At 70.7% G+C, this 12,647-nt stretch carries 12 protein-coding genes; 7 read left to right on the top strand and 5 right to left on the bottom strand.

Annotation, left to right across the window (positions count from 1 at the left end):
* Positions 1–360 precede the first annotated feature (360 nt).
* A complete protein-coding gene (locus tag LGM42_RS32245; protein ID WP_226234347.1) occupies positions 361–561 on the top strand; it encodes a hypothetical protein in 201 nt (66 codons plus the stop codon).
* Between the two features lie 169 nt (positions 562–730).
* Positions 731–1,237 carry an NUDIX hydrolase gene (locus LGM42_RS32250; protein WP_413227438.1) on the top strand — a complete coding sequence of 169 codons (507 nt, stop codon included), beginning with the start codon at positions 731–733 and terminating at the stop codon, positions 1,235–1,237.
* On the opposite strand, the gene LGM42_RS32255 is transcribed toward LGM42_RS32250, so the two are convergent.
* From LGM42_RS32255 to LGM42_RS32275, 5 genes are all read right to left on the bottom strand, one after another.
* Entirely contained in the window at positions 1,212–1,694 is a 483-nt protein-coding gene (locus LGM42_RS32255; protein ID WP_060310392.1) for a hypothetical protein, read from the bottom strand. The two genes, LGM42_RS32250 and LGM42_RS32255, sit on opposite strands and share 26 nt — an antisense overlap.
* 112 nt (positions 1,695–1,806) lie before the next feature.
* Positions 1,807–2,286 (bottom strand): BON domain-containing protein, encoded by a 480-nt coding sequence (locus tag LGM42_RS32260; protein ID WP_226234348.1) that lies wholly within the window; start codon positions 2,284–2,286, stop codon positions 1,807–1,809.
* Between the two features lie 165 nt (positions 2,287–2,451).
* On the bottom strand, positions 2,452–2,973 hold the full coding sequence (locus tag LGM42_RS32265; RefSeq protein ID WP_059637311.1) for a low affinity iron permease family protein: 522 nt from the start codon (positions 2,971–2,973) through the stop codon (positions 2,452–2,454).
* Between the two features lie 161 nt (positions 2,974–3,134).
* Positions 3,135–3,875: an FRG domain-containing protein gene (locus LGM42_RS32270; protein ID WP_226234349.1), complete on the bottom strand. Its 741-nt coding sequence runs from the start codon at positions 3,873–3,875 to the stop codon at positions 3,135–3,137.
* Positions 3,876–4,002: 127 nt separating this feature from the next.
* Positions 4,003–4,386, bottom strand: coding sequence for a DUF305 domain-containing protein (locus LGM42_RS32275; RefSeq protein WP_060310393.1), 384 nt, complete (start codon positions 4,384–4,386; stop codon positions 4,003–4,005).
* A 280-nt stretch (positions 4,387–4,666) separates the two neighbouring features.
* Between LGM42_RS32275 and LGM42_RS32280 the strand changes: the two genes are divergently transcribed.
* The 5 genes from LGM42_RS32280 to LGM42_RS32300 all read left to right on the top strand — a co-directional run bounded on the left by LGM42_RS32280 (position 4,667) and on the right by LGM42_RS32300 (position 12,639).
* Positions 4,667–6,502 (top strand): thiamine pyrophosphate-requiring protein, encoded by a 1,836-nt coding sequence (locus LGM42_RS32280; protein ID WP_226234350.1) that lies wholly within the window; start codon positions 4,667–4,669, stop codon positions 6,500–6,502.
* A 474-nt stretch (positions 6,503–6,976) separates the two neighbouring features.
* Positions 6,977–8,014: a cytochrome c oxidase subunit II gene (coxB, locus tag LGM42_RS32285; protein ID WP_226234351.1), complete on the top strand. Its 1,038-nt coding sequence runs from the start codon at positions 6,977–6,979 to the stop codon at positions 8,012–8,014.
* 13 nt (positions 8,015–8,027) lie between these two features.
* Entirely contained in the window at positions 8,028–10,667 is a 2,640-nt protein-coding gene (ctaD, locus tag LGM42_RS32290; RefSeq protein WP_226234352.1) for a cytochrome c oxidase subunit I, read from the top strand.
* A complete protein-coding gene (locus tag LGM42_RS32295; RefSeq protein ID WP_059575088.1) occupies positions 10,664–11,071 on the top strand; it encodes a hypothetical protein in 408 nt (135 codons plus the stop codon). The genes ctaD and LGM42_RS32295 overlap by 4 nt, the downstream gene beginning before the upstream one ends.
* The gene (locus LGM42_RS32300; RefSeq protein WP_226234353.1) at positions 11,062–12,639 is read left to right on the top strand and encodes a c-type cytochrome; all 1,578 of its coding nucleotides are present in this window, start codon (positions 11,062–11,064) and stop codon (positions 12,637–12,639) included. Before LGM42_RS32295 ends, LGM42_RS32300 begins: the two co-directional genes overlap by 10 nt.
* Positions 12,640–12,647 lie beyond the last annotated feature (8 nt).

Here is a 12,647-nt window from a genome sequence, read left to right on the forward strand (position 1 = left end):
CCCCCCCCCCCCCCCCCCCCCCCCCCCCCCCCCACGGCCGGCCAGCGGGTAGGCAGCGGCGTCGACAGTACGACACCGGCCACCGCCGGCGCGAACGCATCCGGCGCGCCGGTGCCGCGCCGTCCGTGTGTCGACGCGCGCCGGAGCGCGACGCAAAATCGCTCACGGACGGACCACGGGCACAGGATCGCATCGGACATGAAACGGGGCTCCAGGCGGCGGCCGCGGGCGCCATTGCCCGCGCCGACCTCAAGCGCGCGATCGAGCAAACAGCGGGCCCGGCAACGCGGATCGTCCACCCGGCGGCATGCCCGATGCGCGACGTGTACGCCTCGACTGCCCCGACAGGACTCGCGAACCATGACACGCTCGACCTCGCTCGACACCGACACACGCGACGAAGATCGCGGCGACAGCACGCCCGGCCCCGAAGGCAAGCGCCGCAGCACCGCCACGCCGCCGCCGCGCAGCGCGCACGACCCGGCCGAAGGCAAGCCGGCCGCACCGCCAAGCGGGACGCCGCCGCGTCGCACGCCCTCTGCCGAACCCGGCGACGCGTGATCGACGCGCGTCGCGCCGTCCGGCCCGCGCGAAACGCGCCGCAGCGGGCGGCGGCAGAAATGACAAGCCGTTGAAAAATCGCGGACGAAGGCCGGTCAGCAGGCCCGAAACACTCGCACGAGGGCACATGCGACGGCGAAGCGGGAACGCACGTTGCGGCAGGGAGCGCATGGATCTTTCGCCCACCTGCCGCCTGCCCTGCATGACGCTACCCGACCCGTCCGATTTCCCCGTTCGCGCGGTACCGCTCGCGCCGCTGGCGAAGGAACGCGCCACGATCGTGTGCCATCGCAACCGGCGCGTGCTGCTGGTCGCGCGCGGGCGATCGTCGCGCTGGACGCTGCCCGGCGGCGTGATCCGGCGCGGCGAATCGGCGCTCGACGCCGCGCATCGCGAACTTCGCGAGGAAACCGGGCTCACCGATCTCGAACTCGCGTATTTCTTCTACGTAGACGGCAGCGTGAAGCGCCATCACGTGTTCGTCGCGAGTCTGCCGCGCGGCGCGCACGCGTGCCCGGGCCGGGAAATCGCGCTGTGCCGCTGGGTCGGCATCGACGCGGTGCCGCACTGGCCGGCGAGCGCGCCAACGCAGCGCATCGTCCGTCAGTTCGCGGGCCTGTGCGTGGCGAGCGATCCGCGATCGGGCGCGGTCACGCGTCTTTCGTCGTCTCGCTGAGCCCGGCGACGGGCGGCTGCGGATCGCGCGCGAGCCCTTGCGCGAAGACCTTCAGCCCTTCGAGCAGCGGCGTCAATGCATCCCACAGCGCCTCGTCGTGCAGCAAGCGGTAGACGCCGCGCACGCCGGGCGCGACGTGCGCGTGCTGCGCCGGTTGCCATGCGCCGACGTGATGCAGCGCGTCGGCCGCCGCGAACGCGGCGCGGCCGAACTGTTCCGGCGGAATGCGCGAGAGCGCGGTCACGAGCATTGCGAGATTCTGCATGCCGCTCTGCATGCCGGGCTTGTCGAGCGCGTCGACGAACGTGTCGGCCAGCCTCGCGTTCGCGCTGACGACCTCGTTCGCGAAGCGCAGGAAGCCGTGCCGATGCAGGCTGCCGAGCAGATGTTCGAGCGCGTCGTGCGCGCCCGGCTCCGGATGCGCGGACGTCGTGTCGGGAGGCTGGCGTTCGGTCATGAGTGGCTCCGGTTGAGGCGCCAGGCTGCCGTCGTTCCGGCAGCCGTGCGTGCGCCGAATGCAGGTCGTACTCGTTCACCGGCCCCTGCCGGGGCGGACAGCCGCGGCCGCGTCACTGCGAATGACCGTCGGTCGGCGCCTTGTATTCGCTGCGCGCGCCCATCGCGTCCTCGACGCGATGCACGCCATGCAGCGCGGCGACACCGTCGATCAGCGCCTGCCGTTCGGCCTCGTCGACCTGTCCCGTCAGGCACACGTTGCCGTGCTCGACGCTCACGTCGATGTCGCGCGGGCGAGCGACGAGCCGGCCGAGCGCCGCACGCACGCGCTCGGCGACCTGCACGTCGTTCGCGTCGCCCGCGAGCCAGTCGGCCCGCAGCCCGGCGATCGCGCCGCGCGCATGGTCCGCCGCCCGCTTCACCTGCGTATTCGCATAATCGGCCACGTCGTGCCGGCCCGCGGCCGCCTTGTCGCGCAGATACGCGCGGCGCCGCCGCCCGGACGCAGGATCGAGGAAGTACATCGCGGCCGCCCCGCAGGCGACTGCCACCGCAAGATTCAACAACGGATTCGACGGGACTCTGGAGTTCATGGCGGCACCTTAGGCTATACCCGGAACGACCGGGCTTCGTTTCGGCATGCAGCACGTGCCGTTCCCCGCTGCGAGCGGCGCGTACGAGCCGTCGCGCCGCGATGTGGCGCCCGAAACGACAAGCGTTTGAAAAATCATCGGGCCGCGCATCGCTCGATCGCGAGATCAGGATTCGGGCGGCGTGTCGGCCGTTTTCGTGTCGGCCGCTTCCGCCCGTTTTCCGCCCGGCTCGTCGTCGCCGCGCTCGGCCGCGCGCTGCGCCATTTCGACGTAGGTCTGCGCCAACGCGCGCAATTCCTCCTCGGATGCATCCTCGATCCCGATCAGCCGGTCGCTCGCCGCGCGCGTGACGGCGAGCAGTTCGTCGAGCTTCAGATGCAACGCCACGCTGTCGCGATTCTGGTTGCGCTGCAGCAGGAACACCATCAGGAACGTGATGATCGTGGTGCCGGTATTGATCACGAGCTGCCACGCGTCGGAGTAGTGAAACACCGGCCCGCTCACGAGCCATATCGCGGTAATCGCGACCGCGCTGCCGAATGCGACCGGCGACCCGGCCCAGGTGGTCACGCGCGACGCAAAACGTTCGAACGCACGGGTAACGGCGTGCCCGGCCGGCCCGGAACCGGCGCCGCGCTTGCACGCCGTGTCGCGACGGTCGCTCGGTGGTTCGTTGAGTTCGCGCATGAATGCCTCCCGGATCGATAGTCTGTTTGAATGCGCGCATGAACCGCGTCGCCGCCCGCCGCGAACCGCACGCCAGCGGCCGCTCGGGGGTTCGGTCCCGCGTGCGCGCCGTCGGGAGAAGCATCACGCGTGCCCGCCCCGTACGCCCGCGCAGCGCGGCTTTAGCGCGGTGCGTGCGTGTCCTCGTCGTCCGGGAAATAGCGCGTGTCGGTCAGTTGGGCGATGCCGTCGAGATCCGGAAAGATCGTCGCGATGCTCACGCCGACGCCGGCAAGCTCCTGCCGGATCGACGCGAACCGGGCGCCCGGCACGGCGATGCGCACGAGGCGGCCGGCGAGATCCGCGTCCTCGTCGAGCGCCACGAAGCGCCCGCCGCGCGCGTCATAACGGTGAATCGTGAACCAGCCGTCCTGCGCGGTGATCCTCGGCATGACGTGACGCGGCCGGAACACCTTGGTGCGCGTGACCTCCAGCGGCGCGCGCCGGTCCGCGGCGGTCGCGATGTCGTCGGCGTCGTGCGACAGGCACCACACCACGCCGTCGCCGCCCGATTCGCCCGCGCGCCTGACCGCGAACCACAGCGCGGCCAGCGCGTTGCCGGACCAGTCGAGCAGGCGCGTGCGCATCCCGTGCTGCTGCGCGAGCGCGAGCCAGTCGCATGCCTCGAGGTTCTGCCCGGGTTCGAGATGCGGCAGCGCGCGCCGCGTGAATTCGTCGAGCATCCGCGCTTCGACGTCGGGCGACGCGTGCTGCCGCGCGATGCCCGGCGCGAGCGGCCAGCCGGCATTGCACTGGCCGCGAAAAAGCCGCAGCGCCATCGTCTGCCGCTGCGCGCCGATCATGGTCATGTAGTCGGCGACGCTGTCGATCGAGCGGCCTGTGCTCTCGCGCTTACCGTCCATGCATCGCGCCTCCCGTCGTGCCTGCCCGTACGCGCGGCCATCGACTCGGCGCGCGTCCGACGTCGCCGCTTGCCCGATGCGGAACCACCGGTACGGCCGCCCGCGTATCGCCGTCTCGCATCGCGGTTCACGGCGTGCTGCCGTGCTCCTTCTGCCAGCGCTCCATCAACGCGATCTCGTCGCGCTGCGCGGCGACGATCCGGCTCGCGAGTTGCCGCAGCGTCGGGTCCTTGCCGTATTTGAGTTCGACCTGCGCCATGTCGATCGCGCCCTGGTGATGCGGCGCCATGTGTGCGACGAAATCGCGGTCGGCGTCGCCCGTGTACGGCGCGCTTTCCATCGCTTCCATCATTTTTCGGTCGGCGCGCTTGAACGCCTGCGTGGACGTGTCGGGCACGCTGACCGGATTGGCCGGGCGCAACTGTGCGGCCGCGGGCAGCGCCGACGCGCAAGCCGCGAGCAGCGCGCTGGCGGCACAACGGCGTATGGATGAACGGTTGAATGCAGGCATGAGACGGATCCTCGACAAGAAAGTGAACGGTCCACGTGCGTCATCCCCCTTTCGTTCGCACGCATTGAAACGGCTGAGGCCGCGCGACCCGCGTTACCGCCATCGCGCACGCGCGTCGCCGGGCGCAACCAGCGTGCGAATGCGGCCATCGTTGCGCTCCGGTCAGCTTGCTCGTTGCTCGCGGATGCCGCGTGCAACCGCCGTGCCCGACGCACGCGGCGCGGCACGTGCCTTGCGCGGCAGCCCCGCATCGGCTCATCCCGAACCAAGGAGAAACGGCATGGCGACAGTGGCGGATTTCATCGTCCAGCGGCTGTACGACTGGGGCGTGCGCCGCATCTACGGCTACCCGGGCGACGGCATCAACGGCTTTTTCGGTGCGCTGAACCGCGCGGACGGGAAGATCGAATTCATCCAGGCGCGCCACGAGGAGATGGCGGCCTTCATGGCGTCCGCGCATGCAAAATTTACAGGCGAGCTCGGCGTATGCGTCGCGACCTCGGGCCCCGGCGCCACGCACCTCGTGACGGGCCTGTACGACGCGCGGCTCGACCACATGCCCGTGCTCGCGATCGTCGGCCAGCAGGCGCGCGCGGCGCTCGGCGGCCACTACCAGCAGGAAGTGGATCTGCCGGCGCTTTACAAGGACGTTGCGGGCGCATTCGTTCAGCTTGCGACGGTACCGGGCCAGGTGCGGCACCTGGTCGACCGCGCGGTGCACACCGCGCTCGGCGCGCGCACGGTCACCGCGCTCGTGCTACCGAACGACCTGCAGGAGCTCGACTACGCGCCGCCGAAGCGCGCGCACGGCACCGTGCATTCGGGGGTCGGCTACACGGCGCCGAAAGTCGTCCCGTACGCGGACGACCTGCGGCGCGCGGCCGACGTGCTCAACGCGGGATCAAAAGTCGCGCTGCTGGTCGGCGCCGGTGCGCTGAAGGCGACCGACGAAGTCATCGCGGTGGCCGACCGGCTCGGCGCCGGCGCCGCGAAGGCGCTGCTCGGCAAGGCCGCGCTGCCGGACGACCTGCCATGGGTCACCGGCTCGATCGGGCTGCTCGGCACGAAGCCCAGCTACGAGCTGATGACCGAATGCGACACGCTGCTGGTCGTCGGCTCCGGTTTTCCGTATTCGGAGTTCCTGCCGAAGGAAGGCCAGGCGCGCGGCGTGCAGATCGACCTGAAGGCCGACATGCTGAGCCTGCGCTATCCGATGGAAGTCAATCTGGTCGGCGACAGCGCCGAAACGCTGCGCGCGCTGCTGCCGCTCCTGAACGAGCGGCGCGACACCGCATGGCGCGACCGGATCGCGAAATGGAACCACGACTGGCGCGAGACGCTCGCCGCCCGCGCGGCCGCGAAGGCCAGCGCGGGCCGCGGTGTGAATCCGCAACGCGCGTTCACCGAGCTGTCGCCGCGCCTGCCCGACGACGTGATCCTGACGAGCGATTCGGGCTCCTGCGCGAACTGGTATGCGCGCGACCTGATGATGCGGCGCGGGATGATGGGATCGCTGTCCGGCGGCCTCGCGTCGATGGGCGCCGCGGTGCCTTACGCGATCGCCGCGAAGTTCGCGCACCCGGTGCGCCCGGTGATCGCGATGGTCGGCGACGGCGCGATGCAGATGAACAACATGGCCGAGCTGATCACGGTCGCGAAATACTGGCGCCAGTGGCCCGACCCGCGCTGGATCTGCATGGTGCTGAACAACGAGGACCTGAACCAGGTAACGTGGGAGCAGCGCGTGATGGAGGGCGACCCGAAGTTCGACGCGTCGCAGCAGATCCCGAACGTGCCGTACTACCGCTTCGCGACCCTCCTCGGCCTCAAGGGCATCTACGTCGACGATCCGGAACAGCTCGGCGCCGCGTGGGACGAAGCGCTCGCGTCCGACCGACCGGTCGTGCTCGAAGTGAAGAGCGACCCCGAGGTGCCGCCGCTGCCGCCGCACGTGACGCTGCAGCAGGCGAAGCATTTTGCCGAAACGCTGGCGAAAGGCGACCCGCGTGAAGCGAACGTGATCGTCGAGACCGCGCGGCAGGTGCTGTCGGCCGTGCTGCCCGGCAACGGCGAGCACGGCGACAAGCGCGGCACGGAAGGGAAAGGCGAATCGTAAGGCAAGCGCGCGGGACGGTGCTGGCCGATGTCGGCGTCGTCTCGCCCGTCGCCCGGCCGCGCGAGCACCGCCGAGCACCGCCGAGCACCGCGCTTACGACGCCTGACTTGCGCGAGCGTGAACGGGAAATCCCGCACATGGGCCGCGCACTCACGTCGTCTTCCTCGGATCGCAGCCCGACATCGTCACGGAAGCCGAGTGGCCGTTCGAACAGCACGTGCGCGTCGTCGTCGCGCCGCTGTATCCGGTACACCTGCACGAGCCGGAAGCCGGCCGCGGAAAAGCGCGTTCGGCGACGTGAATGGCCGCCCAATTTACAAGCCGGCTGTAACGCACCGGTCGTCGTGCAGGTCATCCCGCCCTTCCACGACCGCATGCGTGCGAGCCGCGTGCGCATGAAATTTGCTCCGCCGCGAACGGCCGTCGTCATGCCGCCCAACCCGGCAAGGAGTCGCGTTGCCCGTTCCGCCGTTCATGAAAACCCGCAATGTCGCATGGATCGCACCGGTCGCGTGGACGATCGTGCCGATCGTCGCGCGCGCGGCCGCCGCGCCTGCCGAGCCCGGCAATCCGTCCGCGCCGCTGCCGCTCGCGTACGTCGTGCACGCGGCCGGCCCCGCGGCGCAGCCGGTCTTCGTGCTCGGCTGGGCGCTGCTCGCGCTGTGCACGTTCGTCTGCGTCGCGATCGCGGTGCTGCTGCTGATCGCGCTGTTTCGCCGCCGCGCGCACGCGGGCGCCGGCCACGGCAGCGGGCTGACGATCGTGACCGTGGGCACCGCGATCTCGATCGCGCTGCTGTTCGGCGCGCTCGTCTACATGCTGCGGGTGCTGGGTGCCGTCGCCGCGCCGCCGCGTCCGCCCGCGCTGACGATCGCCGTGACCGCGCAAGACTGGTGGTGGGCCGTGCGTTATCCGGACGATATTGACGGGGCCGGCTTCGTCACGGCGAACGAGATCCATATTCCGGTGGGCGAGCCCGTTGCAATCGAACTGAAGAGCGCCGACGTGATCCACGCGTTCTGGGTGCCGCAACTCGCCGGCAAGACGCAGACGATACCCGGCCAGACCAATCGCCAATGGCTGCAGGCCGACCGGCCGGGCATCTATCGCGGGCAATGCTCGCAATACTGCGGCGCGCAGCACGCGCACATGGCGTTCGAAGTCGTGGCCGAGCCGCCGGCCGCGTTCCGTGCGTGGCTCGCCGCGCAGCGCCAGCCGGCCGCGGCCCCCGCGGCGAGCGCCGAACGCCGCGGCCAGCGCGTGTTCGCCGTGCGCTGCGCGGGCTGCCACGCGGTGCGCGGCACCGACGCGGCGGGCGACGCGGGCCCCGATCTCACGCACGTCGGCACGCGCCGGCTGCTCGCGGCCGGCACGCTCGACAACACACCTGACAACCTGCGCCGCTGGGTCGCGCACGCGCAGCAGATCAAGCCGCAGTCGCTGATGCCGTCGATCGCGCTCGCGCCGCGCGACGCCGACGATCTCGCCGCGTATCTGGCGACGCTGCACTGAACCGAGGATGCCGATGGCCATTGCCCGCGACACGCCGGCCCCGCTCAACCGCGTACCCGATCTCGGCGAAGCGCCGCCCGGTTCCGCGCACGAGCGCGCGCTGGCCGAGCTGTGGGAATCGGAACCCGGCTGGCGCGGCTGGCTCGGCACCGTCGATCACAAGCGCATCGGGCTGCGCTACATCGTCACCGCGTTCGCGTTCCTGCTGCTCGGCGGCGTGGAGGCGCTCGTGATGCGCATCCAGCTCGCACGACCGAACGCGACGCTGCTCACGCCCGCGCAATACGATTCGCTGTTCACGATGCACGGCGTCACGATGATCTTCCTGTACGCGCTGCCGGTGCTGTCCGGCTTCGCGAACTACCTGTGGCCGCTGATGCTCGGCTCGCGCGACATGGCGTTCCCGCGGCTGAATGCGTTCTCGTACTGGTCGTTCCTGTTCGCCGGGTTGTTCCTGTACGCGAGCTTTCCGCTCGGCGCGGTGCCGGACGGCGGCTGGTTCAACTACGTGCCGCTCACGTCGCTCGACTACAGCGCCGGCGCGAACATCGACATCTATGCGCTCGGGATGATCCTGCTCGGCATCTCGACGACCGGCGGCGCCGCGAACTTCGTCGTCACGCTGCTGCGGATGCGCGCGCACGGCATGTCGATCGACCGCGTGCCGATCATCGTGTGGGGCACGCTGACCGCGTCGGTCGCGAACCTGGTGGCGGTGCCGTCGGTGAGCCTCGCGTTCCTGCTGCTGTGGCTCGACCGCAATGCGGGCACGCACTTCTTCGACGTCGCGCATGGCGGCCGGCCGCTGTTGTGGCAGCACCTGTTCTGGATGTTCGCGCATCCGTGGGTGTACGTGGTCGTGCTGCCGGCGATGGGGATCGTGTCGGACGCGCTACCGACCTTCTGCCGGCGGCCGCTCGTCGCGTACGAGGCCGTCGCGGTATCGACGGTGGCGACGATGCTGATCGGCTTCGAGGTGTGGGTCCACCACATGTTCGCGACCGGCATCGCGCCGCTCGCGCTCGCGTTCTTCGGCGCCGCGAGCATGCTGATCTCGATCCCGAGCGCGGTCGCGGTGTTCGCGTGGATCGCGACGATCTGGACCGGCTGCCCCGTGTTTCGCACGCCGTTCCTGTATTTCGCGGGCTTCGTGCTGATGTTCGTGATCGGCGGCGTGTCGGGCGTGATGACGGCGGCCGTGCCGCTCGACTGGCAGCTCACCGATACGTACTTCGTCGTCGCGCACCTGCATTACGTACTGCTCGGCATCAACGTGTTCCCGGTGCTCGGCGGCGTCGCGTACTGGTTCCCGAAGTTCACCGGGCGGATGATGAACGAGCGGTTCGGCCGCTGGACCTTCTGGGTCGTGCTGATCGGCTTCAACCTCGGCTTCTTCCCGATGCACGTTTCCGGGTTGCTCGGGATGCCGCGCCGCATTTATACGTATCCATCCGGGATGGGCTGGGACACGTCGAACCTGCTGACGACGATCGGCTCGTTCGTGTTCGGGATCGGCATCGTGATGTTCGTCGTCAACGCGCTGGTGAGCGCACGGCGCGGCGTGCGCGCCGGCGACAATCCGTGGGGCGCGGCGGGCCTCGAGTGGTCGGTCGCGTCGCCGACGCCCGTGTACAACTTCGCGGTGCTGCCGCTCGTCGCGTCGCGGCATCCGCTGTGGGAAACGCGCGACGATCCGACGCGCACCAGCCTGCGGATCGGCTACCGGCTCGCACACGGGCGCGAGGCGCTCGCGGTCACGCCGCTCGCCGCGGCGCCGAGCGCGATCCTGAAGATGCCCGACGACAGTTGCGTGCCGTTCGTGCTCGCGCTGCTCGCGACCGCCGTGTTCGCGGCGATGCTCGCGCGCTCGCCAACGCTCGTGTGCGTGGCCGCGGCCGGTTGCGCGGTCGCCACCGCCGTGTGGCTGTGGCCGCGCCGCGCGCTCGGGCAACGTGCTCGACTGCCCGCCCGCGCGAACACGCAGGCGCCTGCCGCGGCCGCCGGGGCGCGCCCGGCCGAACCGCCGTCGGCGACGGTGCCGGCCGGCGCGCCGGCCGCCTGCCTCGAGCCGCTGCCGATCGGCAGTTGCGGCGAACGCGCGGGCGGCTGGTGGGGCGTGCTCACGCTGATCGTGACCGAGGCCGGGCTGTTCGGCTATCTGCTGTTCTGCTATTTCTACCTGCAGTCGCAATGGTCCGCGCCTTGGCCGCCCGAAGGGATGCCGAAGATCGGGCTCGCGGCCGTCAACACGGTCGTGCTGCTGTCGAGCAGCGTGTTCGTGTGGCTGGCCGAGCGCGCGGTGCGGGCCGAGCGGCAGGCCCGCGCGGTCGCGATGCTCGTCGTCGCGCTGGTGCTCGGCACCGCGTTCGCGCTGGTCCAGCTTCACGAATGGCGCGATCATCCGTACGGCCCGACCGCGCACCTGTACGGCAGCCTCTACTTCACGATCACCGGGTTCCATCTCGCGCACGTCGTGGCCGGCCTCGCGATCCTCGCGCTGCTCGCGGGGTGGACGGCCGCCGGTTTCTTCAGCCGCGAGCGACGCGTCGCGCTGACGGTCGGCGGGCTCTACTGGCACTTCGTCGACATCGTGTGGCTGTTCATCTTCACCGCGCTGTACGTATCGCCGTTCTGGCTGAGGAGCACGGGATGAGCGACGCCCGACGCGCGTGGACCCCGCTGCTCGCGATCGCGGCCGGCCTCGTCGGCGCGCCCGCGCTGTGGTTTGCGCAGATGCTCGTGTCCGAGACGCTCGCGTCCACCGCATGCTATCCGCTCGGCGTCGCGCAGGCCGCGCCGCGCTGGACGCACGTCGGCGTGTGGCTCGCACTGATCGCCGCGGGCGCGTTCGCTCTGGCCGCGGCCTGCGCGACGTGGCTCGCGCGGGCGTGGCGGCACCGATATCGACGCGATGCCGATGCGCCCGCCGTGACGCGCGACGACAGTACACGCTTTCTCGCGCGCTGCGGAATGCTCGCCGCGCTCGGCTTCGTGATCGGTCTCGTGTTCACGGGAATCGTCACGGCTTTCGTGGGGCCTTGCAGTCCATGGCGCTGATCTCGTTCGCTTCGTGCTGCGTGCCCGGCCGCCGTGCGGGTGTCGCGCTCGCGCTGTGTGTCATGCTCGGCGCGTGCGACATGCAGCCCGACGACAACGCAGCGGCAGCCGGCGATACGGGCGGCGCCGCGTCGGCGGCCGAAGCGCCCGAGCCCGCGTCGGGCTGGCGGTTCGTGCGGATTCACGCGTCGGCGGCCGATGCCGGTGCGTCGATGTCCGCTCGTGCGAGAGAGGATCCGCGGCTTTCACGCCAGCGGGAGGCGAGTGTCGCCAATTCGGCAGCGTCCGGGGCTTCCGCCCCGCCGCCGGACTCCGCTTCCACTTCGACCGCCCGCCGCCCGGTCATTGCCGCGGCGGCGGCGAGCGCCGACGCCGCGACGATCGCGCGCGGCCGCTATCTCGCGCTGGCCGGCGATTGCGCCGCGTGCCACGACGCGGCCGACCATACGCCGTACGCGGGCGGCCAGCCGGTGAATTCGCCGTTCGGGCCGATCTATGCGCCGAACATCACGCCGGACCCCACGCACGGGATCGGCCACTACACGCTGCGCCAGTTCGACGACGCGTTGCGGCGCGGCGTGCGCGCGGACGGCAGCCGGCTGTATCCGGCGATGCCGTACCCGTCGCTCGCGCACCTGACCGACGACGACGTGCGCGCGCTGTACGCGTATTTCATGCGCGGCGTCGCGCCGTCCCCGAACGCGGCGAAGCTCACGCAACTGCCGTTTCCGTTCAACCAGCGCTGGGCCCTCGGGCTGTGGAGCCTCGCGTTCGCGAACCGCGACCGGTTCACGCCCCAGCCGTCGCAATCAGCGCAATGGAATCGCGGCGCCTATCTCGTGCAGGGGCTCGGCCATTGCGGCGCATGTCATACGCCGCGCGGGCTGGCCTACAACGAACGCGGCTACGACGAACGCAGCCCCGCGTTCCTGACCGGCGGTATCAACGATCACTGGTTCGCGCCGAACCTGACCGGCGCGGACCCGGACGGCCTCGGCCGCTGGTCGACCGACGACATCGCCGCGTTCCTGCGCAGCGGCCATGCGGCGCGCGGCTCGGTGTTCGGCGCGATGGCCCCGGTCGTCGGCGAAAGCACCGCGTTGCTGACGGAGGACGATCGTCGGGCGATCGCCGTGTACCTCAAATCGTTGCCCGCGCAACCGACCGCCGCGACGAATCCGCTGGGCGTCGGCGTGCCGCGGTTGACGCCCGCCGGCCCGCGCCCGGAAAGCGGCCAGCAAGCGCCCGGGGCCGGTGTGTATGCGGGGTTCTGTGCGCGTTGCCACGGCGCGGACGGCACGGGCGTGCGCGATCACGGGCCGGCGCTCGCGAGCAGTTCGGTCGTGCTGGCCGCCGATCCGACGAGCACGATCCGGATCGTCGTCGAAGGCGCTCGGCCGGCGCCCGGTGAAAACGGCCCCGTGCAGCGGATGCCGGCGATGCGCGGCACGTTGACGAGCGGAGAAATCGCGGCGGTGGTCAGTTACGTGCGCGGCGCGTGGGGGAATCGGGCGGCGCCGGTGTCGGAGCAGGATGTGAGGCGGTTGCGGGGAGCGATCCATCGGTAGCCGCGTGC

The sequence above is a fragment of the Burkholderia sp. AU39826 genome, from assembly GCF_020419965.1.
Taxonomy (GTDB): Bacteria; Pseudomonadota; Gammaproteobacteria; order Burkholderiales; family Burkholderiaceae; genus Burkholderia; species Burkholderia semiarida.